This window comes from Desulfovibrio sp. UIB00, assembly GCF_022508225.1.
Lineage (GTDB): Bacteria > Desulfobacterota > Desulfovibrionia > Desulfovibrionales > Desulfovibrionaceae > Desulfovibrio.
On record NZ_JAETXJ010000001.1, the window covers coordinates 45,582 to 71,955 of the forward strand.

The following is a 26,374-nucleotide window of genomic DNA, read 5'->3' on the forward strand; positions in this document are numbered from 1 at the left end:
CTCCGGTTCACGGGTAAAGGTATTTTGCCTGGGGCTTGCCTTTTCGGCGTCATGGGCTAAAGCTATTAGCATCACGGGCGTTAAGCATTAAAGAAGGCCTGAACGCGCTTTAAAGGCGCGAGTGGTGAGCGGAGCGGTCAAAATTCCGCCAGCCAGGCAACACACGAGCTTTACGGGGTTTCTTTGCCCGGTAAGGCATAGAGCGAACAGGCGGCAGTATGTACTTACTTATAGGACTGGTCATTGTTGCGGCTTCAGTCGGCACGGGCTACACCATGGCCCATGGCGAATGGGGCGTTCTTTTTCAGCCCGCCGAGTTCATCATTATTTTGGGTTGCGGCCTTGGAGCGTTTTTTGGTTCGCAGACCAAGTACACCTTTGGTCTGGTTGTCAAAAGCCTCAAACACCTGTTTGCCGACCCAGGTTCCAGCAAAAACCACTATCTTGAGACCCTTGCCCTGCTGTACGCGCTCTTTTCCAAAATGCACCGCGAGGGCGTGATCAGTATTGAAAGTGATGTTGAAAAACCAGAATCCAGCCCGATTTTCAGCAAATATCCCAATATTTCCAAAGATACCGTGCTGGTGAACTTTGTGGGCGACACGTTGCGCGTGTACCTGACCACCGGCGACCCCGCAGATATTGACAGCCTCATGGACGTGGATATCGAAACCATGCGCGAAGAAGGTATTTTGCCTGCCCACGCAGTGGCGCACATGGCCGAATCACTGCCGGGCATGGGTATTGTGGCCTGCGTTCTGGGCGTGGTTTTGGCCATGGGCAAGATCAACGAACCGCCGGAAGTTCTTGGCCACTACATCGCGGCAGCACTTGTCGGCACGTTTTTTGGTATTCTTGCCTGCTATGGTCTCTTTGGCCCCATGGGCGCAAAGCTTGAAAACTACGTGGCCGAAGAACATTTTTATTTTAATGCCATCAAGGAAGCCGTGGCTGCCGCCATTCGCGGATCAACGCCGCTGATCGCTGTGGAATATGGGCGCAGGGCCATACCCTACCCCTTCCGTCCCTCGTTTGCCGAAATGGAAGAACGGCTCAAGAGCGGCTAAGCTTGGGCAAACGGGCTGGCTGCCTCCCTGATCAGGGAGTGCGGGCGCAGATATTTTGCCCTTCTGTAAAAACCTGCTATGGTTTGTGCATCAAGGGCGCGGGCGGCTGATTTTTATGCCGTCAGCAAAAGCGCGAGGCCCGGCGCAGAATACTACGAAGGAGAAAGCCTATGGGCGGCGGCGCATGGAAAGTGGCGTATGCCGACTTTGTTACGGCCATGATGGCCTTCTTCCTTCTGCTGTGGATCCTCAGCATGGTGCCGCCCGACACCAAGGCGGGCCTTGCCGCGTACTTCAGCGGCGAGCGCAATTTTGACTCCAGCTCCACGTCTCCTATATCAAACAATCCGTTCATCCAGAACACGGATAAAATTGACGCGCGCGACCTCAAAATCAACGAGGTTGAAAAGTCGCACTACGCCATCGCGCAAAAAATCAAGCAGATGCTCATGGCAGATGCCGTGCCGCAAAATTCCTCGGGCATCAGCGCTGATGATGTGGGCGTGCAGTTGCGCGTCAATTCGGACGTCATGTTCCGCCCCGGCAGCATTGACCTGCTGCCCGAAGGCACCAAGGTGCTGGAAGCGGTGCTGAAACTCATGAACGAATACAATCTTTACCTTGTGGTACGCGGGCACGCTGACTCCACCGAAGCCAGGCCGCCGTTTGCCTCCGCGTGGGAGCTTTCAGGCGCGCGCGCCTCGGCCATGGTGCATTTTCTTGCTGAAAAGGGCATCAAACCCACACGCATGCGCGCTGTGAGCTACGGCGATACGCGCCCCCTCAAGCCGGGCATTGACGAACAGAGCCGCGCCATGAACCGACGGGTGGAATTTTTCTTCCATCGGCCAGAAGTTATGTCGTACAGCGTGGTGTACTAGCCCGCCTTTCTGCCAGTGAGTTGCAACAGAAACGGCCCCTGTGACAATCCACAAGGGCCGTTTCTTTATTTCGCTGACGCAGAGGCCTTTCGGCATCCCGGCCAGAGCTATATCTTACGGACTTCCGTGTACCAGGCGGCAGCCTCTTCAAGCAGCTTGCCCGTGCGGGCCGCCAATGCCTGAGGATCCTTGAGGTAGCCGTCAAGCAGCAGGCTGGAGTCAAACAGGCAGCCCGTCATGTCGGCCAGAATCCTGTCGTCCGCGTCTGCCTTGAACATACGCAACATGCTGCGCAGCAGGGGATGATCGCGGTTGACCTCCAGCACCTTCACAGGGATTGAGTCATCCTTCTGCATGACCTTGAGCAGCTTTTCCATGGAGGATGACAGGCCGCCATCAGGCGAAACCAGCACTGCCGGGCTGTCTGCCAGACGGTGAGAAACGCGTACGTCCGTTACTTTGTCGCCCAGGATTTCTTTCATCTTGGCAAGCAGGGCGTCAAAGCTTGCCGAATCATCGTCAGAGAGCGGCGCGGCAGCTTCGTGTTCTGGTTGCTCCTTGTCGGCAAAGTCTTTCAGGGCATCGTCCGCCGCTGTTTCCACCGACTTGAATTCCCAGTCCTTGTACTTGGCAAGGCCGTCCATGACAAATTCGTCCACAGGCTCATACAGCCACAGCACTTCAATACCCTTGCGGCGGAAGCGCTCCATGTGCGGATTAAGCCGGGCAGCCTCCCGGTTGGGCGCAGCCACATACCAGATGGTCTTTTGCCCCTCTGGAGCGCGGGCCATGTACTCATCAAGGCTGGTGAGCGCATCCGCATCAGCGAGGGACGAAGAATTGAAGCGCAGCAAGGCGCTAATGCGTTCGCGGTTGGCGTAGTCGTGGTAACCCAGCTTGAAAACCTTGCCGTGCAGCTTCCAGAAGCGGCTGTATTTTTCCGCATCGTCCTTTGCCAGCTTTTCAAGATGCCCCAGGGTCTGTTTGACCAGCACCTGATTGATCTTGCGCAGCACCACGTTTTCCTGAAGCGTCTCGCGCGAGATGTTCAGGGGCAGGTCTTCCGTGTCGACCACGCCTTTGAGGAAGGCCAGATATTCAGGCACCAGTTCTTTGTTGCGGTGCTGGATGAGCACGCGGCGGGCATAGAGATCGAGCCCCCAGAATTCGCGGTCGGCACCAAAAAAATCCTGCGCCGAATCGGGCGTGAACAAGAGGGCATTAAACTGTACGGGCGCATCCACAGAAAGATGCAGGGTGTCCAGCGGCTCCTTGGCGTCATAGGTCAAGGCTTTGTAAAAGGAGTCGTACTGTTCCTTGGTGACCGAGAACTTGGGCTCGCGCCACAGCGCGGGCTGGGTGTTGACCCGCTCGCCGTCCACCAGGACAGGGAAGGGAACAAAGGCCGAATGCTTGCGGATAACCGACTCAACGCGGAACTTCTCCGCAAATTCGGCGGCATCGTCCTTGAGCCATGCCTTGATGACCGTGCCGCGCGCAGGTTCATCCCCGGTTGCGGGTTCAATGGTAAAGGTGCCAAGCCCATCGCTTACCCAAACGCTGGCTTCGGCATCATCGCCAAAAGCCGGACGCGAGGTAACTTCCACCTTGCTGGCCACCATAAAGACGGAATAAAAGCCCACGCCAAAACGGCCGATAATATTGGCGGCATCCGCAGGACCGGAGGTTTCGCCCTCCTCCCCGGCTTCGGGCTTTGCCGCATCGCTGCCGCTGGCTGCATTTTCAGCCGCAATATCGGCCAAAAACTGCTCGGAGCCTGACCTGGCAATGGTGCCAAGGTTTTCAGCCAGTTCATCTGCGGTCATGCCCACGCCGGTATCTGCAATGGTCAGAACCTTGGCGTCCTTGTCCAGACTGATGCGGATTTCAAGGGGAATATCCGCAAGACGCGGGCTTTCGCCCCTGTTCATGCGATAGCGCAATTTATCCAACGCGTCCGAGGCGTTGGAAACAAGTTCCCTCAAAAAAATTTCGCGATTTGTATAGAGCGAATTGGTGAGGATATGCAGGACTTTGCGCACCTCAGCGCGGAATTGGCGGGAATTCTTACCAGCCTCTGCCATGACAAACCTCCTGAAAAAAGATATAGTTGAAAATAATATCCCCCACTGAATTTTCAAGGGGGATTTGCCAAATTTTACGGCATTTTTCGGCGCGGCTGGTGGCAACGCAGGGAAAGCCGCGCGTCCGGCATCCTGTAAAACAGGCCGACAGGCACGCACGGGCATTCCAATCCCATATTTCATATAAAAGGGGGATAAAACATCAAGCCCGCAGGATTCATACTCATACGGGCAAAATGATATTCGTAACTACTTGCCATTTGATGGGAAAAAAGCTATCTCGCCTGAAGGATATTCAAGGAGGGCCTACATGGACGTTGTAATGCTTTCGCGTTTGCAATTCGCTGTGGCCGTTTTTTTCCATTTCATATTCGTACCGCTTACGCTCGGTCTTTCCGTCATTCTCGCCTGGATGGAAACCCGCTATGTGCGCACCGGAGACGAATTCTGGAAAAAACAAGCCAAATTTTGGGGAAAACTTTTTCTCATCAACTTTACCCTGGGCGTGGTGACGGGCATCACGCTTGAGTTCCAGTTCGGCACCAACTGGTCCCGCTACTCGGAATACGTGGGCGATATTTTCGGCTCCCTGCTGGCTATTGAAGCCACGGTGGCCTTTTTTCTGGAATCCACGTTCCTTGCAGTGTGGCACTTCGGCTGGAACCGCGTTGGCAAAAAAATGCATCTTGCCTCAATTTACATTGTGGCATTTGCGGGCAACCTTTCCGCCCTGTGGATCATTCTTGCCAACGGTTTTATGCAGCACCCGGTGGGCTACACCATCAATGAGACCATCGGGCGCGCTGAGCTTGCCAACTTCTGGCAGGTAGTGACCAATGGCTACGCCTGGGGCATGTACGCGCATACGGTGCTGGCATCGTGGGCGCTGGGCGGCTTTTTTGTGCTGGGCGTTTCGGCCTGGCATTTGCTGCGCAAGAGCCAGGTGGACTTTTTCAGGGCCTCCTTCAAGATGGCCGCGCCTTTCACCCTGATTCTTGTTTTGCTGCTGGGCCTTTCTGGCGATCAACAGGGCAAGACGGTGGCCCAGGTGCAGCCTGCCAAGCTGGCCGCGCTGGAATCCCACTGGGAAACCGGGCGCAACGTGCCCTTCTACCTGCTGGCATGGCCTGACGAAGCCAATGAAGGCAACAAGGTTCAGGCCATTGGCATTCCCGGCCTGCTGAGCTGGATTGCCTACGGCGACGCCAACGCCGAAGTGAAGGGGCTCAAAGACTTTGCCAAGGAAGACCGCCCCCCGGTCATGCCTACCTTCCTGAGCTTCCGTGGCATGATCGCCATGGCTGGCCTGTTTGTGCTGCTGGCCGTGGGCGCTTTTTTGCAACGCAAGAAGGACGAACCCTGCCCCCTGCTGCTCAAGGCGCTGGTATGGAACATCCCCCTGCCCTACGTTGCCATCATGCTGGGTTGGGCAGTGGCCGAAATTGGCCGCCAGCCCTGGATCGTTTATGGTCTCATGCGCACTTCCGACGCGGTTTCGCCAGTTCCAGCCGAGAATGTCGCCATTTCGCTGGGTGCGTTCATAGTGGTGTATTCCCTGCTTGGCCTTCTGGACATTTACTTGCTGCGTAAATACGCCATCAAGGGCCCTGACGCCCAGGAGGTATAGCCATGTTGGAAACCATCTGGTTTGTGCTGTGGGCATTGTTGTGGGCCGTGTACTTTATTCTGGACGGTTTTGATCTGGGCCTTGGCGCGTTGCTGCCCTTTTTGGGCAAAAACGAATCTGAGCGCCGCATCATGTACAACGCTGCCGGGCCCTTCTGGGACGGCAACGAAGTGTGGCTTATTTCCGCTGGCGGCGTGACCTTTGCGGCTTTTCCCAAGGCCTATGCGGTCATGTTCAGCGCGTTGTACGCCCCGCTGCTTCTGCTGCTCTTCGCCCTTATTTTCAGGGCTGTTTCCTTCGAGTTCCGCAACAAGGTGGAACACGACAGCTGGCGCGCCCTGTGGGACGGTGTGCACTTTCTTGCCAACCTGATCCCCTGCGTGCTGCTTGGCGTGGCTTTCGCCAACCTGTTCATGGGCATTCCCATTGACGTCAAGGGCGTTTACCACGGCAACCTGCTTGGTCTGCTGAACATTTACGGCCTTGCGGGCGGCGTGTTCTTTTTGTGCATGTTCCTGTTGCACGGCTCCCTGTGGCTGGCCATCAAGAGCACAGGCAGCCTGCAAACCCGCGCTGTGGCATCGGCCACCTTCCTGTGGCCTGTCATGCTGTTGCTGCTGGTGGTCTTTCTGGTTCTCACCGCCATGTACACCAAGCTGTATGCAAACTTTCTGGCCATGCCTGTTCTGTTTGTTCTGCCCTTGCTGGCGCTGGCGGGCCTTGTGGGCGCGCGCGTCATGCTGGGTGCGGGCAAGCTGTGGCTGGCCTGGGCGTGCAGCGCCGTGTTCATTCTTGGCGTTACCTTCTTTGGCGTGGCGGGCATGTTCCCCGGCATGATCATATCTTCCATTGATCCTGCAGCTACGGTCACGGCCTTTAACGGCGCTTCCAGCCAGCTGACGCTCAAGATCATGCTGGGCGTGGCCCTGGTCATGGTGCCTATCGTGCTTGCGTACCAGTTCTGGCTGTACAAGACCTTCTCCTCCCCTGTGACGCACGAGGATCTCAAGGACGAACACGCCTACTAAACCCAGGCTGTTCTCCCCTTCCAATAGACAGTTAAAACGCCCCAGTGGCGATGATTAAGCGGCCAGCTTTCCCCGGTATTCTACCGGGGAAAGCTGGCCGAACCTTTTCCGGGATCGTTCAATGCTGTAGAAACGCGTGTACTCTTCAATCAGAGTGCTGGTTTCGGCTTTGCCCTGCATTGATTTTCCAAGCGAAGTGGAGCCCAAATGAGGCCAACCGCCGCACAGCACAACATATAAAAATCAGCATGATGATTGGACACAGTTCTCGTTCAACCTCCCCCAAAAAGGGAATAAGGGTTGGCATTGGTTAAGGTGCGTGCGCAAGGGCAGGCATAAAGCCCCCAGCATCATGAGATGACCGGGGACTTTGCTATGGTTTGCTGATTATGTAGAAACAAATATTCTTATTGCCGCACCCAAGCCCGTAACGTACCATTATCCAAGGGATTTAGCCTGTTTCCACTGGCAGTGATCTTTGCCTTTTAGGGCAACACAAGCGGTTTTTCCCTTGTTTCGTATTTTTGCGCCTGCTGGAGAACTTCAGCAAAGTAGTGCTGGCAGTTGTAGGTCGTTATCTTGTAGATAAAGGGGTTATATTCCTGGCTGAATCGCTCCAATATTTTCCGTTCCTTCCACGCGTTATCAATATCTGTTTTTGCCCGGTCAATATATTCCTTGCGGTACTTTGGGGCTTCTACTTGATAGTTGTTTAGGTCTGGCAGTGATTCAGAGAAAACACCACCTAAGGACAGGCCAAAGTTACTGCCTTCGCTGCCCACAAAGTGCATGTGGTCATAATGTAAATCTGTTGATGGAATTCTTTGTCCATACCGCTCTGTGCCATTGGGAATGGCAAGCTCACTCACCCCCATGCGGTAGTAGAGAACAGCCGCATTAGGTTCTGGCGAATACGGTTGCAAGGTTGAGTGGTCGCCCTGAGCGTGCTTTTTTACTACGTCAGCAACTCTGGCCGGATACATGCGCTCCTCCAGCGGAGCGTTTTGCGAAACAGGCATGGGGGCCTCAAGCGCTGCCTGTTGCCTGTGTAAGGGGATGGTAGCTGCTGTTGGCGAACCTTTAAAAGTGAATTGGCCGTTGCCCAAACGCGGCTGGTCTGAAACGTCGTGGCCCATGCTCCTGGCGTTGAAATTGTTCCCTGCCATGTTTCCTCCTTAAAGGGTTTGGAGGAGATATAGCAGAGGCGGGCGTTTTTGTAAGATTGAAATGTTTCAGTAGTTATTTGTCCTTTTTAGTTTGGTAAATAAGTGTATTTGAAAATGTAAAAAAATAAAATTTTCAGACTGTTATGATTTCGTGCAGAGGCTATGGCAGGGCAGAAAAGCTGAATTTTTTTGCAAATCATGAAAACTTATTTTTTTCTGCCAAAGTTTGAGTCCGACCGAGCAAAGCACATGAACAGCAATTGAGGGTTTACATGACGTTCCCAACATGCGCGGAAATAAAAACAGGTATGCGGGCTGGCTGGAAAGAATACTGGCCTGTTTTCATCACGTTGCTCTTTACCTATCTGGGATGGCTTTCGCTTTGCAAGGACGATGGTTATTTTTTTCAGTTAATTGGAGCCGTTGGAGTCATGCTTTTTTTGCCATTGTTTAAACTGCAAAAAAACATTTGGCTTTATGTCACCGTTTTCTTTCTGAGCGGTGCAGGCAAAATATGGCCGGAAGGTACCCAGTGGATCACTACTTTCACGGGTTTTGAGAAAATAACTGCCTGGACGGCCAGTACGGCAATTATTTCTGTTCAGGGGGCTGCGGTCTCGTTTGTCTGCTTGCTGCTGGTGCATGTGTTCATTTTCAGGTTGCAGGGCCGCGCCTCCCTATTGTTCAAAGTACCCATTTGCGTGTTTTTTTTGCTTGCAGCGCTGATCCCCGCATTCTTTTTTCTCTGGCTCCTTTTGAGCGTCACCGGGATTTTTGGGCCTCATGTTTTATAGTTTAAGGGGTTAGAGTTTTACATGGTATTCCCAACAAGCGAGGAAACTAAACCAAATTTTTTTTGGCTTGGTGCGGGCTCACTGGCCTATCATCGTTATCCTGATCTTTACATACTTTGTTGGGCTGAAAGACGGGAAATATAGGAATGGTTGTTCAGGCCGGAGACGCTATGCCCCGCCTTTGGTGTAGAGCCGATCACGCCCCCCCGATCATCTTTCGACGACCGGGGGGTCCTATTTACCTACATGGTGCAGCGTTGGCGTTAATTTGACCAACCAACGTACGGACGTTGCCAACAATGATTGCCGACAATGTCCTGCTGGCACGTCTGCGGGAAAACCTCTGCGCCATAAAAAAGGGCTACGCTACGAAGCTGATTCGCCGTGCAGGCTTTCCCTGTAAACAGGCTCTAATCGGTGGATTCCACCTCGCGCACACAGTAGCCTTGATGCCGCAACGGCGTGAAGTAGTTGGTGCCCCAGGTCACGGCCAGCACAAAGAGCGCGGCGAAAAGACCGATGGCGGGGCTCCACAAGGGGCTTGCGGAAAGGGCCAGCCGCATGAGCAATGTGCCTATGACAAAACCCGAATTGCGGAACACCGCGTGAAAGGCGGGCATATACCGCTGTGCAATGAGCACCATGGCGATATCTGCAAAAATCAGCACCGTGTAGAGGGTTTCAAAGAACTTGAGGTCTTCGCCTGTTTTCACAAAATGCATGAAGTCGCGGGAGCCTATGAACAAAAAAATGATAAACAACGCCAAAGCCAGCATTTTTTTGCTCATGACGTAGCGCATGCGCAGATCGGCCGTGGCGATAAAATGCAGATGCTGCCGTGCTATGCGCTTGTACAGACCAAGGCACAGATACACGGCAAGAGCACCAGCGCCGGAAACCGCGATGCTGATAACCGGCAGCAGGTCGTCAACCACGCTGACTGGCTCCGGCAAATGCGCCAGCTCTTTAAAGGCGTTACGCAGCAAAATGAGGGTAAGTATCTCAAACTGCTTGCCCATGGATTGCGAAAGGGAACTTGGGATCGCCAGAATCAGGCTCATGACCTCAAGCCCCAGAATCAGGGTAAAGGCCAGATGGATGGCGTAAAAATGGCTGTGCGGCGTAATCGCGGCCAGCCATGGGGGCAGGATGCCCATGCGCTTGAGTTCCACCCCAAGCAGGGAGACCAGATATACCCAGAGGATGCACAGGGCCACGCGGCGCTGGGTAGCGGCGCGCTCCCAGGCTGAGTGAAGCCAGTCAAAAACATCCGTAATTGGCTGTAAACTTAAGATAAGCATGCAAATAGCTCCATAGATGAATACCCGGAGGCCCCAAAAAGCTCCGTCTGGCAGAAGAATATCTACAGCTTGCCAAATGTCAAAGACTACTAATCCTGTTATGACAGGCGGGATGGTGTATGCCGGGCTTGGGCCAATGCCCTGCGCACTTGCCATCCATCAATATAGAACGTAGAGAAAAGGCTTCCCCCGCGTTGCAGACCTTCGGCTTGTCCGATGGGTTTGAACAGTGTCGGCGGCCTGCGGCCTGCCGAGAGCGCGAGTTTTTTCCAAACTGCCATGCCGCCCGACCCCGCATCACTACGGGCATCGGTTCGGCATGGTCGGCTATTGGGCTGCTCGCAGATGCGCGGGAAAACAGGGGGTGGATTGAGCATGCCCCGCCTGTCTTCACGGATTTGACCGGCGGCAACGCCGCAAGAGCTTCATCGAGCTTTACGAGGTAGAACGTCATGCCCCACAAGGGTCCGCATATCTCCATTTCTCCCGACTATGTGGTGAACAGAATTCTGCGCATCAACATTGATGACTTTGCAGAATGGCCCGAATCTGTGCGCAACCTGGCCATCGCCATAGCCGAAGAACTTTTTCTGGTGGCCTACAACCCCTTTATCAATGCGGAAACCGTGCGCACCAGCGTGCGTGAAAGCTATGACAAAGAATCGGTCTCCCTGGCGCACTATTACGCCACGGCCATCAGCGAAGGCCTCACCATGTTCTGGTCGGCCCATGAGGCCGAAACCGCCTTCCGCGCCAAACTGGTGGACGCCCTGCACGGCGTTTTGCCCGATGAATGCATTCTGACCAATCCCGCAGCCATGGTGGAATCGGCAACAGACGCCACCGACTTGCGTATGGAACTGCCCTTGTTGGTGGTTGAGCCGGACAATACCGAGCAGGTGGCCGAGCTTGTGAAACTTGCCAACGACATGAAGTTTGCGCTCATTCCGCGCGGCGGCGGCTCCGGCATGACCGGCGGTGCAGTCCCCGCGCGCAAGCGAACGGTTATTGTCAGCCTCACCCGGCTGACGCGCATCGGGCCCGTTGACCTTGAAGCCATGACAGTCACCTGTCAGGCCGGGGCCATCACCCAGGCCGTCATCAACGCGGTGGACACCGAGGGCGCGCTGTTTTCCGTTGACCCTGCTTCCAAGCAGGCCTCGACCATCGGCGGCAACATCTCTGAAAATGCAGGCGGACCCAGCGCCTTTGAATACGGCACTACGCTGGATAACCTGCTGTGGTGGCGCATGGTCACGCCCACGGGTGAAATCATTACCGTTGAGCGTGAAAACCACCCCCGCCACAAGATTCTGCCTGACGAAACCGCCGTCTTTGTGGTCAAGGACGTGAGCGGCGGCGTACGCAACGTGGTACACCTGCGCGGCGATGAAATCCGCCTGCCGGGCCTTGGCAAGGACGTGACCAACAAGGTTTTGGGCGGCCTGCCGGGCATGCAGAAAGAAGGCGTGGACGGTATCATTACCGAAGCCTGCTTTATCGTTCACCCCAAGCCCAAGCACAGCCGCGTCATGGTGCTTGAATTCTTTGGCCGCTCCATGCACCCCGCCGCCATCGTCGTGCGCGAGCTGGTGGCCCTGCGCAACCGCATCCGGCAGGAAGGCGACTACGCCCACCTGTCGGCCATGGAGGAATTCAACGCCAAGTACGTGCAGGCCATCGAATACAAGCGCAAGTCCGAGAAATACGAAGGCTCGCCCATTTCGGTCATTATCCTTCAGGTGGATGGCGACGACCCCTACCTGCTCGACAAGTGCGTGGGCGACATCGTGAGCGTTGTGGAACAGCAGGACAACGTGGACATCATCGTTGCCGCTGATGACAAGGAAGGCGAACGCTTCTGGGAAGATCGCCACAGGCTCTCGGCCATCGCCAAACGCACCTCTGGCTTTAAAATGAACGAGGACGTGGTCATCCCCATGGACCGCATCCCCGACTTCGCGCTGTTCCTCGAGCAGATCAATCTGGAATGCACGGCGGCCTCCTACCGTTACGCCTTGCAGGAAGTGGGGCGTCTGCCGGGCTTCCCCATGGAAGACAAGGACTTTAACCGCGAGTTTTCGCAGGCCTCCAAAGCTGCCTCGGGCGATGTTGCCGCCACCGAAATTTCGGATATGGAACTGGCCGCCCGCGCAGAAGACTTTCTTGCCAAGCTCAAGGAAAAATACCCCCATCTTGCCAAAAAGATCGACAAGATCAGGGAATACATGGATGCCAGCCGCATTGTGGTTGCCAGCCACATGCACGCGGGTGACGGCAACTGCCATGTGAACATCCCTGTGAACTCCAACGATGCCCACATGCTTGAAGAAGCGGAAGAAACCGCAGCCCGCATCATGGCTGAATGCCAGGAAATGGGCGGCGAGGTTTCGGGCGAGCACGGCATCGGCATCACCAAGATCGCCTTTTTCGGCAAAGACAAGATGGACGCCCTGCGCGCTTTCAAGGAGCGCGTGGATCCCCGCGATGTGATGAACCCGGCCAAGCTCGTTTTCCGCGAACTGCCGGTGCGCCCCTTTACCTTCTCGTTCAACCGCCTGATCCGTGATATTCGCGAAAGCGGCCTGCCCGACAAGGAAAAACTCATCAGCCTGCTCACCTCCATTCAGGTTTGCACACGCTGCGGCAAGTGCAAGCAGGTCTGCTCCATGTGCTATCCCGAGCGCTCCATGCAGTACCACCCCCGCAACAAGAACATGGTGCTGGGCATGCTGCTGGAGGCCGTGTATTACAGTCAGGTCAACAAGGGCCGCATCGAGGAAAGCCTGCACAAGGCCCTGCGCGATATTGTGGAACACTGCACCGCCTGTGGGCGCTGCATGGCCAACTGTCCGGTCAAGATTCCCTCGGGCGAGGTGGCCCTTACCCTGCGCGCCCTGCTGGAACACGAAGGCGCTGGCGGCCACCCCCTCAAGGGACACGCCCTTGAGTGGCTCTCGCGCGACATCCAGCACCGTGTGCCCAAGGCGGCCAAAATGGCCTCCCTTGGACAAAAAATGCAGAACAAGTTTCTCGGTTTCGTGCCAGACATGTGGAAACGCCGCCTTAAAAGCCCGCTCTTTTCTGGTCGCGGCCCCAAGATGGGCTACACAAATCTGTATGAGGCCCTCAAGCTGCACAGGGGTTCCATTTTTGCGCCTGCCGAGCCAACGCCGGGCATGCCCTGCGTCTTGTACTTCCCCGGTTGCGGCGGCGCGCTGTTCTATGACCGCATCGGCGTTTCGTCCGTCATGCTTCTGCTCAAGGCCGGCTTTGCCGTAGCCGTGCCGCCCCGGCACATGTGCTGCGGCTTCCCCTTGCTGGCAGCGGGCATGGATACGGCCTTTGAAGACAACATGGCCCAAAATCGGCAATATCTGGCCTCCATGCTGCGCAATCTTGCCAAGCTGGGCTTTGACTGCAAGCATATGGTCACAGCCTGCGGCTCGTGCCGTGACGGTCTTGAACGCCTGCACATGGAAACGCAGTTCCCGCAGTTGACCCTGCGCGATGTGGGGCAGCTTACCCTGCCCCTGCTGGACAAGGACAAGCTCAAGGCTCCCCTGCCGGAAGGCTCAAAGGTTCTGTACCACGGAGCGTGCCACTGCGAATGGGCCGATGTACACAAGATCAAGGGACAAAAGCAGATCATCAAGGCGCTGGGCGACTTCAGCGGCGCCAAAATCACGCTCAACCCCGGCTGCTGCGGCGAATCGGGCATGGGCGCCATGACCTCGCCCGACATCTACAACCTGCTGCGTTCACGCAAGCAGATCCGCCTTGGCGAGGCATTTGAGCAGGGCAACGACGGCCCCGTGATTGTGGGCTGCCCCTCGTGCAAGATTGGTATTGGCCGCTGCCTCATCAACATGCGCGACAAACGCCCTGTCATGCACGTGGTTGAATGGCTGGCAGGTCAGGTGGATGGTGAGGACCGCCGCCAGACCTTCCGCAAAAAGGTCAACGAAATGCGCGGCGAAGTGCGCGTTATTGACGTAAAATAACAGCCTTATTATCAGGCGGCCTGCGCATGCAGGCTCGACCTCCTGTTTCTCTGGCAAGGCCAGCATTATTCCCAAAATACAGCGCGGGGGGTTCCGGTTCCGGGGCCTCCCGCGCAAACACAAGGTCTGTCAGCATATGGCGCACCCTGCCGATTCCTGCCCCGCGCACAGCGGTAAATCCCCGGCCCCCGAATTTAAGGCGGATACTTTTACGTTGCCTGCCCCCGGTTGGGGCTGGTGGGTGGCGGTTGTGGCTTTGCTGCTTCCCTTTGCCTATGCCTTTGGCTTTCTGTTTCCGCGCGGGGATGACTTTGATGAAGTCACCAGGGCCATGTTCCCCTTTGATCTGCCCGGCGGGCTGTATGAAGTTGCCCGCGAATGGCTGACCTGGAGCGGGCGCTACACCTACCACTTCCTGGCGGTTTTTCTGGGCAAGGCAGGGGAAATCCGCCCCCTTTACGGGCTTGTGTGCGCGGGCGTGGCGTCGCTGTTCGGCCTTGGCCTGTTCGGCCTCGCGCGGGTGGTACACATACGGCGTGGCCCTGCTGCTTTTTGTGGATTGCTGGGCGTGCTTGTGGTGTTTGCCGGTCACCAGAGCCTGCCCAACTTCTACCTGCTGACAGATGCCCTCACCATGGGCCTTTTGCAGGCCATGACTCTTGTCTTTCTGTGGATGCTCTGCCGCCTGTGGGCCGCCCCGGCAGCCGAGGCCCGCAAGGCGCGGCGTCAGGCCATCATTGTGGGCCTACTGACGGTTGGTGTGTTTGAGCATTCGGCGCTGGCGTCTTTGGCGGCATGTACGGTTGCAGTTCTGCTTGCCCTTGCGGATCGTTTTGCAAGACGGGAAACGGAACCAGATGCCACGCAAAACGCCCGCACCCGGCTGCGCCATTTAAGCGTTCTGTGGTTATGGGTTTTCGGGGCTTTGCTGTTTTCCTTTCTTGCTCCGGGCAATCAGGTACGCAGGGCTGCCCGCCATATCGGCACAGACGTACAGCTACGCCAGCTTGCCGCAGCTGTTGACGAATGGCGGCAGGTGGCCTTTTGGTTTTTTGACGGGCTATGGCCGTGGGCTGTTCTGCTGCTGGTGCTTGTGCTGCGCGGCATGCGCGGGCAATGCCCCGCCTTGGGCAAGGGGACTGCGCGTTTCGGCCTGCTTATGGCCGTTTTGGCTATAGCCGCGTATCTGGGGTTTTCAGCGCTGCTCACCGTGGTGCATGCCTTCAGTGATGTGACCATCAGCTCCACTGGCAAGCTGCCCGCAGGTCTGACCATTTTTTCAGCCTATGCCGGCGGCTTTGCCCTGTGGGGTTTGCTGAACGCGTCCCCTTCTGTGGAACGCGCCTTGGCGCGGCTGCCCCATCGGGCGCTCATGGCTGCGCTGCTTATTCCCCTGCTGGCTCTGCTTGCCAGCAGCTCCAACTGGCGCAACACCATGACCAATGCCGCCAACGGCAGCATGCTCCACCTTGGGCTGCAATTGCAGGGACGCTACGACACGTTGCAGGCCGTGGGCAATGCCGCCCAGCCAAAAGATGCGCCGCCGCGCTTCGGCCTGCTTGGCGAAATCTACCGACCCGGCGCACGCAAGCGAGCCATAGATAAGAATTTGCCCCTGCCTGTGGTGCAGCGCAGTATTCCGGCGACAGTCTTTCCTGTGCAAATGGATGAGGCCTTGCCCGCGCAGCCTGAAACATGGCCCAACCTCTGGGCAGCCTGGATGTTGGGCCTCGGCGGCGTATACAGCGCACCGCCCGTGGCCGCCGCAGCCGTGGCGGCGCTGGAGGCACCTGCGGACATGGCCGCGCAAAAGCCAGTAACGCTGGGCTTGCCGCAAGGCCTGCATGATGCGGGAATTGACGCAGCATGGCTGGTGCGCGCCAATGGCGCGCCGTCAAATGCGCACCTCACAGCGGCTACCACCACGTTCAGCGATCTGTGGCTGGTGCTTCACGGACAGGATATTTCAAAGATTGAACGCATTGCGGTTTTGCGGCTCAACAAAACGGATTGGCGCAGGCTTATGCCCGTATTCCTGCAACGACTTGCTGCATCACATCTCCTGGAGCGGCAGATGCTTGCAGACAGCGCCGCCGGAGGCTCCGCTTATCAGCAAATACTGGACGCGCTGGCAGGTGAACAAATCCACTTCATGGCTGAAGGCTGGAAAGTCGGCGAATATCTGGCAGTGCCCGTGAGTCCGGCTGTCAATGTGCCGCTGGGCCTTTTTGTGAGCCTGAACAATGGCCCCATGCTCCGGCTTGACTTGTCAAAACCCTGACCAGCCGGACGGTGCAAACGCTCGCAGGCTCAGGAGCCGATCAAGGCTGGTCTAACTGGCCTGAGCTGTTGGCCGGGGTAGGCTGGCGTGGTTTGGCGGTCAGCTTGATCAGGCGTAGTTTGCCCAAGGCACGGCCTGCAAGACCGTGGTGACGCCGCGAAAGAAAGCCAGTGTTTCCTCCGCTGTAATCTGTTCCGGCAGGCAGTAGCGCTCCCTGTACCAGGGCAATGTGAGCCGCAAGGCTGCCTGCATGGCAGCCTGACGAGGATGCAGCACATCAACAGGGCGGGTCTGAGTGGCATCCTCGCCCGCTTTACATGGCTGGCCGAAAACTACATAGCGCCTACACGCAATCGGACGCACAGGATAAGCGCCGCAGCTCCTCTCCAACAGGAAAGGGCAGGCACCCCCAAGAGTTGTCCGCGCCCCGTGGAACAGCACAAAGGCTGCTTTGAGAGCGTTCCGCCTGGAGGGGAGAAGCTCCAGCTCCGCAAAAAGGCGCAAGGCCAGAATTTCCAGTGGGGTTGCAGGGATGGGCTGGATACAGCATTGGCAGCACCCCGGCCCGCAGGCTGGCGGCTCCTTCTGGAGCGCGATGGATTCCGCTACGTCGCAATCCACCAGGGCATACGCGTCCAGCAGCAGACTCATGCCCGGCATGCGCTCAAACCTGCGGTTGTTGTACCTGAAGCGCTGAGCGTCTTTTCCCGGACTGGCAGCCATTTCCCACTCCTTGACAACGTGCAGCCCCGCAGAAAACCACTGCCGAAGCAGCGGTCTGTCCACGGGGCTGGCAGATAGGGGGGCTACTTCAGCCGCAACGTCCAATCGGTCATGGCCTGCATGAGGGCCGTTGCCTGACTCGCAAGGGCTTCATCCTGCACATCGCCGTTATCGGCAAAGGCAGGAGTGAAAGCGTTGGAAAAAAGCTCTGGCTTGTTCAGTACGTGCAGGTTCAGGTACACGCATACCTGACGCAGATGGTACTGCGCCCGCGATGTGCCCATGCCGCCGCCAGCACCCACGATGCAGGCGGTTTTGCCTGTAAGGGGGGCGAGGTCGGTTTCGCGCGAGAGCCAGTCCAGCGCATTTTTCAGCGCGGGAGCAAGAGAATAATTGTATTCGGGGCAGGCCAGAACCAGCCCGTCCGCTACGCTCACCTGATCAATGAGGCGTTGCGCCACTGCGGGTTTTTCAATATCCGCGTTGTAGAACGGCAAAGCGGAAATATCTGCAATTTCAAGGCGTACGTTCTGAGGAAGATGCGCTGCGCAGCACCGCAGAAGCCCGGTATTGCGCGAAGCCTTGCGCAGACTGCCCGATATGCCAACAAAGGTAAGGTTGCCCATAACTACTCCTTAAGGGTTGCATAGACACGAGTAGTTTACTGTGTTTTTACGCAAAAGCCCATATGCCTTGCCGCCGAAATTCCGCACGGAAGATTCTTCATCAGGCTTTTGCCTTGTCCCTGGTTCTGCTCTCAAATTTATCTTTGTTCACAACCACGCGCTCGTGCGTACCCTCGCCGATCAGCCCTGTCTCGTCATAGGCAGCAACCTTGAAACCCAGGCCTTTGCCGTTGGAGGAAACTGCGGTTACTTCCGCAGTAAAACGCACCTTCATACCCTGCGGCGTCGCTGCCACATGGCTGACGTTGATGCCGGTTCCTACGGTCGTTTGCCCTTCTTCGAGGTGCGGCTGCACCACATCCACGGCTGTGCCTTCCATCCAGGCCACCATCATGGCGGTGGAAAAAACACTTACTTTGCCGCTGCCCACAGTACTTGCCAGCATGGCCTCGGTAACCGTGGTTTCTGCCGTACCGTTCATGCCGGGCGTAATAGTATTGCTCATGCCTGCCTCGCTGGCTTTTAACATTGCGCATGGGTTGCGCTCACGGCAACTACCATGCGTATTTTATTCTTATTGGATGATAGATGACTTGCTGCCCTCTTTCAACACGATTGCCCCGCGCCCTGAATATGCCCATTGAGCATGATGCTGCCGCTTAAAAAAATCTCGACCCCCAAGCATAACTCTGGCATCATTACCAAAACCTTGCACGTGATCTTTTTTTACCGAGGGTACATTGCAGCGGCAACGCCCGGCCACAAGCCCCACTGCAACACCTGCCGGCGTCCATCGGCCCACAAGGCTGCCTTAAGGATCTCGTTTTCAGGACAAAGCTGCCGCGCTCCAACCGGCGCGGCTTTCTTGTTCTTTGCGCGTAACTCTTTGCGAGCAAGGCCTTTTCGTTCACCTTTTTTTTGAGGAGTCCGTTTTATGAAGGGCTTTTTGCGTTGGACATGGGGCGTTGTGTTCGTCTGCCTGCTGGCGGGCGGCGTGTTGACCGCATTGCCGCAACAGGCAGCTGCGGCGGCCTACAAGGCGGAATACAAACTCAGCGTGGTACCCGGCGCAACATCCGGGTGGGGTCTCACGGCAGCCCGCTTTGCGGAACTGGTGCACGAGCGCACCAACGGGCGCATCAATATCAAGGTCTACCCCTCCAGCCAGTTGCTGGCAGGCAAGCAGACTTCCGAATTTCTCATGCTGCGCAATGGCGCCATTGACTTTGCTCTGGCGTCCCCGATCAACTGGTCGCCGCAGATCAAGGAACTGAACCTCACAGCCCTGCCCTTTCTCATGGCTGTACAGCCCGACCGCTACAAAGCCATAGACGCCGTTACCTCCGGCAAGTCTGGTGCAATGCTGATCGCCGCCGTTGAAAGCAAGGGCGTCAAAATCCTCGGATGGGGCGAAAACGGCTACCGCGAAATGACCACCAGCAAAGGCCCCATCACCCAACCTGAAGATATGCAGGGCCTGAAAATTCGCGTGGTGGGCAGCCCGATCTTTATCGATACGTTTCGTGCCATGGGCGCAAACCCGGTCAACATGAACTGGGCCGAAGCCACCACGGGTTTTCAGCAGGGCGTTGTGGACGGGCAGGAAAATCCCACCAACGGCATCAACATTCCCCTGAAAATATGGGACTATCACAAATTCCTCTGCGATTGGCACTACGTCATTGACCCCCTGATGCTGGGCGCGAATCCCGGCGTGTGGAAGAGCTTTTCGCCTGAAGATCAGCAGATTCTGCTGGCTTGCGCCAAGGAAATGGAGCTGTACGGCAAGGCACTCTCCCGCCTGGGCATGGATGACGGGCAGTCCAAGGCCTACCTTGAAAAAATCGGCAAGCTCCCGGAAATTACCGATCCTTATGCCTGCCTTGAGCAGCATGGCATGACGGTAACACGTCTTAGCCCGGAGCAGACCGCGCAGTTTTTCAAGGCCACACAGGCCGTGCGCGATGACTGGACAGCCAAGATCGGCCCCGATCTTGTCAAAGCGGCAGAGCAGGACATGGCTGCTGCGAAATAGCATTAAACAGCCCCCTTTTGCAGCCTAAGGCTTAGGAGGGGGCTTTTTCAGGGATGGGCAAGAACATGTGGAGTTTGCTGGACAGACGGTTTGAGGACTACCTGGGATCGTTCATGCTGGCTGCAATGGCGGCCATTGCTTTTATCAACGTGGTAGTGCGTTACTGCACCTCTTTTTCTTTTGCCTGGACAGAAGAACTGACCATCAATTTTTTTGTCTGGATAACCATGCTGGGAACAGCCCGGGCATTCCGCGAAGGCGGACACCTCGGCATGACCGCCCTGTACGATGCCCTGCCCCGGCGTTTTCGCCGCGTTTGCTACTGGGGATCCGTGCTGCTGGCGGTATGCTTTTTTGGCGCTCTGTTCTGGACAGGACTCACCGAAGTTCTGGACGAAATCGACCTTGAGGCTACTTCCGAAGCATTGGGGATTCCGGTGTGGTGGTACACCATCGCCACGCCCGCGTTTTCCCTGCTGATCATTTTCCGCATTGCGCAAAGGGCCGTTGAGGACCAGCGCGCCAACAACTTTTAGGAGGCGGGACTATGGACTCCCTGTTACACGATCCCGCATTCTGGCTGCTGGCGCTTTTCATCATCCCCCTGTTGCTGCGGGTGCCCATTGCACTTGCGCTGGGCTTTTCCGCCCTCGCTGTGGTGTGGAAGTGGGATATGGGGCTCAACATGCTTTCCTACAATTTTTTTGCAGGAATAGCCAAGTTTCCCCTGCTGGCCATCCCCTTCTTTATTCTGGCGGGCTACATAATGGAGCGCGCGGGCATTGCCGCCCGCATTGTGGCGCTCATGGAAGCGCTGGTCGGCTCCATGACAGGCGGGCTGGCAGTCGCCACGGTTGCGGTTGCCACCTTCTGGGGCGCGGTGAGCGGCTCCGGCCCTGCTACGGTTGCTGCGCTGGGCCTTATTCTTATTCCCGGCATGGCCAAAGCCGGCTATGACAAAGCCTTTGCCACCGCAACGGTTTCCGTTACATCCGGGCTTGCCATTGTCATTCCGCCAAGTATTGCCTTTATCGTTTATGGCGGTGTTGCGGATGTTTCTGTGCCTGCACTCTTTGCGGCGGGCTTTATCCCAGGCGTTGTGGTTGCCATATTCATTATGGGCGCTGTGCTGCTCATATCCCGCAAGCACGGATACAAGGGCAAGGAGCGGCAACAGCCTGTCAGCAAGGCCTTGCGCGAGGCTTTTTGGGGCATCATGACCCCGGTGGTTATTCTGGGCGGCATTTACGGCGGCGTGTTTACCCCCACCGAAGCCGCTGCGGTTGCCATCTTCTACGGCCTCTTTGTGGGCGTCTTCATTTACCGCACCATCAACAGCCTTGCGATGCTGGTCGAAATACTCACCGAAACCGTCAAGGCAACAGCTGTTGTCATGATTGTGGTTACATGCGCGGGTCTGTACTCCTGGGTGGGATCAACCGTGGGGCTTGTAGAAAAATGTTCTGGCGTTCTGCTGGGCGTTTCAGAAAATCCCTGGGTTGTCCTGTTCATGATCAACATCATCCTGCTGCTTGCGGGCATGCTGCTGGACGCCATTTCCATCTACTATGTTTTTCTGCCCTTCATGCTGCCCATTATGACGCATTTTCAATGGGACCCTGTATGGTTTGGCATCATGATGACAACCAACCTTGCCGTGGGGCAGGTTACGCCGCCTGTTGCGGTTAATCTGTACGTAGGGGCCAAGATCAGCGGCCTGACCATGGAGCAGATCAGCAAGGCTGCCCTGCCGCTCATTGGCGCTGCCCTGCTTGCCCTGGCTGTCATAACCGCATTCCCGGAACTCTCAACCTTTATGCCCAAGCTGCTGGGCCTGTATTGATGAAACACGGTGCCCGGCCCATCCGTGATTTGGGGTCGGGCACCAATGCGGAGCCAGGCTTCAGCCCCCCCAAAGACCGGGCAAGTCATTGCCAAGCCTCCCGCAACATACGGTTAGGGAGTGGGCCAAGACATCTGGAAAGCAGAAAATGAAAAAGCCCTCGCAAAGAGGGCTGTTTCATGTGGAGGTTGCTGCCGCCAACGCGTACGCGGTGACTGCGGCTATATGGAAAAATCAGGCATTGGCTGCCTTGAGCATCTCTTCAACCATGGAGAGCGAAGGCGTCGCGCCAGAATCAAGGCCGCACAAGCCGCGCACTGCCAACATGAGCATGTCAAACTGGAGGGCCATTTCGGTCACGCCGTTGTGGATCACGCACACATCGCCGCGCATGAACAGCTTGTAGGCATGACGGCTGCGCTCCTGCCCGCTGGAACGAACAATGTAATAGATCTGTTCATTGCTTTCAGTCACATACAGCTTTTGGCGGGTAAGTGTGCCAAGCGATTCGTCATACCAGGAACATTCCGAAAAAAGACGACCGCAAAAAGCAAAGTCGCAGCCGTTGTCCTGTTTCAGGCAAATGTCTTCCATGGTTTTCTGCACGTCCATTCATTCCCTCCGCAGGCTCAGACCATCAAACAATGGCCACAAAAATCCCCAGTTAACGTTGGGGAAAACTAGCACCGCACCAGAAGCGTTGTCAATAAAGCGCAGCAAGCGAACAACAAAATCGCATGCGCAAAGTGCACTTAAAATTTATAACATATCGATATATATATCTAAAAAAGATATGTTTTCTTTTGCGGTTTACCCTAAAGAAAATGGAAAGCCGTACCTGACATGAATAAAACCGGAGGGGGAAGGCAAGGGTGCTCACAGGCTGTTTTTTCTGTCTGGAGCGCTCGTTGTTCTCAACACGCATTGCGGTTGCGGCTCCTCGCCGGGCCTGACCGCCTGAGCTTAGCGGGCGCGCCGCCGGATAAAGCGCGCATAGGCTCTCGCCACCGGAGATGCAGGATCCATTGCCTCCAGATACACGCCATCAGCGCACAGGGGTTCTGGTGCTCGTGCCCGGGGGGCTGGCTTATGCGCACTTGCCGTTTTCCGCGTTGCGGCCTTGTCCAGCCCAGCCTTGCCCATGAGCAGGCTGACCTTTATGCCGCTGAAAAAGGGCTGTTCCATAAAGGCATTGACCCTCTCCAGCATTTCGGCCGCCATAAGGTGCAGCTCCTGCGCCAGCATGGCATCCTCTGCCCCTATAAGCAGAACATCCCGATGATGCCCCATAGGCCGCGCCAGAGGCGCAAGATCAGGCCCCATGACCATGCCCCAGTTGAGCCAGAGCTGCTGCAAACGCGCCCGCGTTTCCCCCTGGCCGGGGGCAGCGCCAAGCCCCGCCATTACAGAGGCCATGACCTCCATGGCGTGTACGGGTTGCGAATCTTTCTGTCGTTTGCGGAATACGGCCATTATCGTTCCTTAAAAACAGACAGCGCCCCTGATCCTAGCCGGGATTTTGTTGTTGCTGGACGCGGGCTACTGCCTATGCCTGCTGTGAACACATTGACTATATGCTGATATATTGATACTTACATCAATCAAATTTGATTTACTGAAACTGGACAGATAATGGCACTTTTATTTTTCAAAGCGCTGTCGGATGAAACCCGCCTGCGGCTGGTTCATATTCTGCTGCATTACGAACTCTCGGTCAACGAGCTGGTCAGTATCCTTGATATGGGGCAATCGCGTGTTTCGCGTCACCTCAAGATTCTTACCGAGGCAGGGCTGCTCACCTCGCGCCGCGATGGCCTGTGGGTTTTTTATGCCACGCCGCGCGCGGGCGAAGAACTTGATTTTTTGCGCGCCATCACACCCTTTGTCCACCCGGACGCAGCCATGCGGGCAGACCTTAATATGGCCGCCCAGATTCTTGAAGAACGCGCGCTTAAAACCCGCCAGTTCTTTAACGCCATTGCGGAAGACTGGGACGAGCTGAACCGCGAGGTTCTTGGCAGCTTTGATCTGGCCGAGGCCGTTTGCGATGCCATGCCTGACGGCTGCGGCACCGCTGTAGACCTCGGCTGCGGCACGGGCGCGGTGCTTGCGCGCATGCTGCCCAAGGCCCAAGGGGTCATCGGTGTGGATGGCTCCGCCCGCATGCTTGAAATCTGCCGCCGCCGCTTTACACCGGAGGATCTGGCCGAGGGCCGAGTTTCACTGCGCATCGGCGAACTGAGCCACCTGCCGCTGCGCGACCACGAGGCGGACTTTGCCTGCATCAACCTTGTACTGCACCATCTTTCAGACCCGGCTGAAGGCCTGCGCGAGATCCGGCGCATCATGGCGGTGGGCGGCAGGTTCTTTGTGGCCGATTTTCAACGCCATGCCGATGAAACCATGCGCTCCCGCTACGGTGACCGCTGGCTTGGCTTTGACGAACAGCAGCTTGGCCTTGATCTGGCTGCGGCTGGCTTTGCGGTTTTGCACTGCAAGCACATGCAGGTGAACAGAAACATGACCATGCTTCTGCTCAGCGCCGAAGCCCGCTGATAACCTGGCGCAGCGCGCTCATATTTCCCATGATTTTACCGACAACAACAAAATTGCGGATAGGAGAAAACAATGATTAAGCCCCTTGACCTTACCCTTGACTACAAAGTGGCCGACATTTCCCTGGCAGACTTTGGCAAAAAGGAAATGCAGCTTTCCGAGCGCGAAACGCCCGGCCTCATGGAATGCATCAAGAAGTACGGCCCCACCCAGCCCCTCAAGGGCCTCAAGGTCACCGGCTCCCTGCACATGACCATTCAGACTGCCATGCTCATCAAGACCCTGCACGCCCTTGGCGCAGACATCCGCTGGGCTTCGTGCAACATTTTTTCCACCCAGGATCACGCCGCCGCCGCCATTGCGGAAAGCGGCATGGCCAAGGTCTTTGCATGGAAGGGCGAAACCCTTGAAGACTACTGGTGGTGCACGGAAATGGCCCTCACCTGGCCTGACGGCAGCGGCCCCGACCTTATCGTGGACGACGGCGGCGACGCCACCCTGCTGATCCACAAGGGATATGAAGCGGAAAACGACCCCTCCATCCTTGACCAGAAGACCGACAACAAGGAATTTCAGTGCATTCTTGACCGACTCAAGCTGCGACTCAAGGAAGCCCCCCAGCACTGGCACAAGGTTGCCGCCAAGGTTAAGGGCGTTTCGGAAGAAACCACCACCGGCGTTCACCGCCTCTACCAGCTGGAAGCCGCCGGAACCCTGCTGTTCCCGGCCATCAACGTCAACGACTCGGTCACCAAGTCCAAGTTCGACAACCTGTACGGCTGCCGCGAATCCCTGGCTGACGGCATCAAGCGCGCCACCGACATCATGGTGGCAGGCAAGGTTGTTGTGGTCGTGGGCTACGGCGATGTGGGCAAGGGCTGCGCCCAATCCATGCGCGGTTTTGGCGCTCGCGTTCTGGTGACGGAAATCGACCCCATCTGCGCCCTTCAGGCTGCCATGGAAGGCTTTGAAGTCACCACGGTTGAAAACGCCCTTCCCCAGGGCGATATCTATGTGACCTGCACCGGCAACTACCACGTCATCACCGGCGCCCACATGGAAGCCATGAAGGACGAGGCCATCGTGTGCAACATCGGCCACTTCGACAGCGAAATTGAAATGTCCTACCTGGAAAACACCCCCGGCATTACCTGCCTGAACATCAAGCCGCAGGTGGACAAGTGGACGCTCAAGTCCGGCCGCAGCATCATTGTGCTTGCCGAGGGCCGTCTGGTTAACCTTGGCTGCGCCACCGGGCACGCCAGCTTTGTCATGTCCAACAGCTTCACCAACCAGACCCTTGCCCAGCTCAAGCTCGCCTCCGAACCGCTGGAAAACAAGGTTTACACTCTTCCCAAGGAACTGGACGAAGAAGTGGCCCGTCTGCACCTTGCCCGCCTTGGCGTCAAGCTTACCACGCTTACCCCCGAGCAGGCCGAGTACATCGGCGTGAAGGTTGAAGGGCCCTACAAGCCCAGCCATTACCGCTACTAGACCAGCAAGGCGAACATTCCAGAAAGAAAAAGCCGGAGCAAAGCTCCGGCTTTTTCTTGTTGTACTGTCCTGAAAAGGGGAAGATCACCATCATAAATCCTTACTTTTTTTAATGCTTTCAGCTTCATCTATAACTAACCGGATAAACGCATCAGGTTTTATTTCAAGCGCCTCACTTAAAAAGAACAAAACATTCAATGACACATTCCACTTACCATTTTCCAATCCGGTAATGTATGCCCTTTCTATCATCGCAAGCTCAGACAACTTACGCTTGCTCATGCCAAGAGCTTCACGTCTGCCCTTCAGAATATTTGCAACTGCTTCATTTAAATAAGGATATTTTTCCATCCTATTACTATAACGGAATTTTCTTGACTAGACATGGGAGTATATTACCATCTATATCAGGGGCAAGTACCCGTGCGGTTTCGTGCTTTTTGGTCACATAATCCCTCTACATTATTTCTTTACTGCAATTCAATTTTAGTTTCATAACCCCCAAAAAGAGGGGCTTGAATTATTATCTACGGAAGCAATTACTTTACAGACAGCCTAACTACTTCTCATAGTAGCTGTTTTATTTTGTAGATAATGTTGACCAAAAAAAAATTATTACTTTATTATTTTACACAAAATAGAACTTACGTTCTTTTTATTATTATAATATTTTGTAATTTAATTTTATAATTTAATTCAATGTTATTTTTTTATTTTTATGTATTTATACATTTTTACACTCAAGTAATCTATACCTATGTAAAAATGATACTAAGTCGATAAGCTAAAATGGTAGCAGGGAAATTTATACAAAATCAACTCTGCGTTCCATTTAATTAAAATTTTAACAAAAGATTGAGCGAA

The 26,374-nt window shown here is 55.8% G+C and carries 21 protein-coding genes; 12 read left to right on the forward strand and 9 right to left on the reverse strand.

Going from position 1 to position 26,374, the window contains the following annotated elements; genetic code table 11:
• Window positions 1-218: 218 nt before the first annotated feature.
• Both motA and JMF94_RS00195 read left to right on the forward strand, forming a co-directional pair.
• Entirely contained in the window at window positions 219-1,067 is an 849-nt protein-coding gene (motA, locus tag JMF94_RS00190) for a flagellar motor stator protein MotA (RefSeq protein ID WP_240823217.1), read from the forward strand.
• A gap of 170 nt (window positions 1,068-1,237) precedes the next feature.
• Window positions 1,238-1,948, forward strand: a complete 711-nt coding sequence (locus JMF94_RS00195; protein WP_240823218.1) for a flagellar motor protein MotB — start codon at window positions 1,238-1,240, stop codon at window positions 1,946-1,948.
• A 107-nt stretch (window positions 1,949-2,055) separates the two neighbouring features.
• Here the strand turns inward: JMF94_RS00195 and htpG are convergent, their stop codons facing one another.
• Window positions 2,056-4,032 (reverse strand): molecular chaperone HtpG, encoded by a 1,977-nt coding sequence (gene htpG, locus JMF94_RS00200; RefSeq protein ID WP_240823219.1) that lies wholly within the window; start codon window positions 4,030-4,032, stop codon window positions 2,056-2,058.
• 310 nt (window positions 4,033-4,342) lie between these two features.
• Here htpG and JMF94_RS00205 point away from each other — a divergent pair, with 310 nt between their 5' ends.
• Window positions 4,343-5,659 (forward strand): cytochrome ubiquinol oxidase subunit I, encoded by a 1,317-nt coding sequence (locus JMF94_RS00205; protein WP_240823220.1) that lies wholly within the window; start codon window positions 4,343-4,345, stop codon window positions 5,657-5,659.
• Window positions 5,660-5,661: 2 nt separating this feature from the next.
• The gene (gene cydB, locus JMF94_RS00210; RefSeq protein WP_240823221.1) at window positions 5,662-6,687 is read left to right on the forward strand and encodes a cytochrome d ubiquinol oxidase subunit II; all 1,026 of its coding nucleotides are present in this window, start codon (window positions 5,662-5,664) and stop codon (window positions 6,685-6,687) included.
• Window positions 6,688-7,172: 485 nt separating this feature from the next.
• On the opposite strand, the gene JMF94_RS00215 is transcribed toward cydB, so the two are convergent.
• The gene (locus JMF94_RS00215; protein ID WP_240823222.1) at window positions 7,173-7,853 is read right to left on the reverse strand and encodes a hypothetical protein; all 681 of its coding nucleotides are present in this window, start codon (window positions 7,851-7,853) and stop codon (window positions 7,173-7,175) included.
• 272 nt (window positions 7,854-8,125) lie between these two features.
• Here JMF94_RS00215 and JMF94_RS00220 point away from each other — a divergent pair, with 272 nt between their 5' ends.
• Complete coding sequence (locus JMF94_RS00220; RefSeq protein WP_240823223.1) at window positions 8,126-8,647, forward strand: hypothetical protein; 522 nt, start codon at window positions 8,126-8,128, stop codon at window positions 8,645-8,647.
• A 410-nt stretch (window positions 8,648-9,057) separates the two neighbouring features.
• On the opposite strand, the gene JMF94_RS00225 is transcribed toward JMF94_RS00220, so the two are convergent.
• Window positions 9,058-9,948 carry a hypothetical protein gene (locus tag JMF94_RS00225; RefSeq protein WP_240823224.1) on the reverse strand — a complete coding sequence of 297 codons (891 nt, stop codon included), beginning with the start codon at window positions 9,946-9,948 and terminating at the stop codon, window positions 9,058-9,060.
• A 452-nt stretch (window positions 9,949-10,400) separates the two neighbouring features.
• Here JMF94_RS00225 and JMF94_RS00230 point away from each other — a divergent pair, with 452 nt between their 5' ends.
• Together JMF94_RS00230 and JMF94_RS00235 are read left to right on the forward strand one after the other, a co-directional pair.
• Window positions 10,401-13,952: an FAD-binding and (Fe-S)-binding domain-containing protein gene (locus JMF94_RS00230; protein WP_240823225.1), complete on the forward strand. Its 3,552-nt coding sequence runs from the start codon at window positions 10,401-10,403 to the stop codon at window positions 13,950-13,952.
• Window positions 13,953-14,088: 136 nt separating this feature from the next.
• A complete protein-coding gene (locus tag JMF94_RS00235) occupies window positions 14,089-16,233 on the forward strand; it encodes a hypothetical protein (protein ID WP_240823226.1) in 2,145 nt (714 codons plus the stop codon).
• A gap of 108 nt (window positions 16,234-16,341) precedes the next feature.
• Here the strand turns inward: JMF94_RS00235 and JMF94_RS00240 are convergent, their stop codons facing one another.
• From JMF94_RS00240 to JMF94_RS00250, 3 genes are all read right to left on the reverse strand, one after another.
• Complete coding sequence (locus JMF94_RS00240; RefSeq protein WP_240823227.1) at window positions 16,342-16,956, reverse strand: YkgJ family cysteine cluster protein; 615 nt, start codon at window positions 16,954-16,956, stop codon at window positions 16,342-16,344.
• A gap of 83 nt (window positions 16,957-17,039) precedes the next feature.
• On the reverse strand, window positions 17,040-17,582 hold the full coding sequence (locus JMF94_RS00245) for an NADPH-dependent FMN reductase (RefSeq protein WP_240823228.1): 543 nt from the start codon (window positions 17,580-17,582) through the stop codon (window positions 17,040-17,042).
• Between the two features lie 100 nt (window positions 17,583-17,682).
• The gene (locus JMF94_RS00250) at window positions 17,683-18,087 is read right to left on the reverse strand and encodes a thioesterase family protein (protein WP_240823229.1); all 405 of its coding nucleotides are present in this window, start codon (window positions 18,085-18,087) and stop codon (window positions 17,683-17,685) included.
• Between the two features lie 429 nt (window positions 18,088-18,516).
• Between JMF94_RS00250 and JMF94_RS00255 the strand changes: the two genes are divergently transcribed.
• From JMF94_RS00255 to JMF94_RS00265, 3 genes are read left to right on the forward strand one after another with little or no spacing between them, the layout of a single operon-like run.
• Window positions 18,517-19,617 carry a DctP family TRAP transporter solute-binding subunit gene (locus JMF94_RS00255; RefSeq protein WP_240823230.1) on the forward strand — a complete coding sequence of 367 codons (1,101 nt, stop codon included), beginning with the start codon at window positions 18,517-18,519 and terminating at the stop codon, window positions 19,615-19,617.
• A 53-nt stretch (window positions 19,618-19,670) separates the two neighbouring features.
• A complete protein-coding gene (locus tag JMF94_RS00260) occupies window positions 19,671-20,153 on the forward strand; it encodes a TRAP transporter small permease (RefSeq protein ID WP_225530006.1) in 483 nt (160 codons plus the stop codon).
• An 11-nt stretch (window positions 20,154-20,164) separates the two neighbouring features.
• Entirely contained in the window at window positions 20,165-21,460 is a 1,296-nt protein-coding gene (locus JMF94_RS00265) for a TRAP transporter large permease (protein ID WP_240823231.1), read from the forward strand.
• Between the two features lie 234 nt (window positions 21,461-21,694).
• Here the strand turns inward: JMF94_RS00265 and JMF94_RS00270 are convergent, their stop codons facing one another.
• Window positions 21,695-22,072 (reverse strand): hypothetical protein, encoded by a 378-nt coding sequence (locus tag JMF94_RS00270; protein WP_022658986.1) that lies wholly within the window; start codon window positions 22,070-22,072, stop codon window positions 21,695-21,697.
• A gap of 351 nt (window positions 22,073-22,423) precedes the next feature.
• The gene (locus tag JMF94_RS00275) at window positions 22,424-22,933 is read right to left on the reverse strand and encodes a DUF721 domain-containing protein (protein ID WP_240823232.1); all 510 of its coding nucleotides are present in this window, start codon (window positions 22,931-22,933) and stop codon (window positions 22,424-22,426) included.
• Between the two features lie 159 nt (window positions 22,934-23,092).
• Between JMF94_RS00275 and JMF94_RS00280 the strand changes: the two genes are divergently transcribed.
• Both JMF94_RS00280 and ahcY read left to right on the forward strand, forming a co-directional pair.
• Window positions 23,093-24,016 (forward strand): metalloregulator ArsR/SmtB family transcription factor, encoded by a 924-nt coding sequence (locus JMF94_RS00280; RefSeq protein WP_192113100.1) that lies wholly within the window; start codon window positions 23,093-23,095, stop codon window positions 24,014-24,016.
• 72 nt (window positions 24,017-24,088) lie between these two features.
• Window positions 24,089-25,510 carry an adenosylhomocysteinase gene (gene ahcY / locus JMF94_RS00285; RefSeq protein ID WP_240823233.1) on the forward strand — a complete coding sequence of 474 codons (1,422 nt, stop codon included), beginning with the start codon at window positions 24,089-24,091 and terminating at the stop codon, window positions 25,508-25,510.
• Window positions 25,511-25,600: 90 nt separating this feature from the next.
• Here ahcY and JMF94_RS00290 read toward each other — a convergent pair whose 3' ends face one another.
• On the reverse strand, window positions 25,601-25,861 hold the full coding sequence (locus JMF94_RS00290) for a helix-turn-helix transcriptional regulator (protein WP_240823234.1): 261 nt from the start codon (window positions 25,859-25,861) through the stop codon (window positions 25,601-25,603).
• Between the last annotated feature and the right edge of the window lie 513 nt (window positions 25,862-26,374).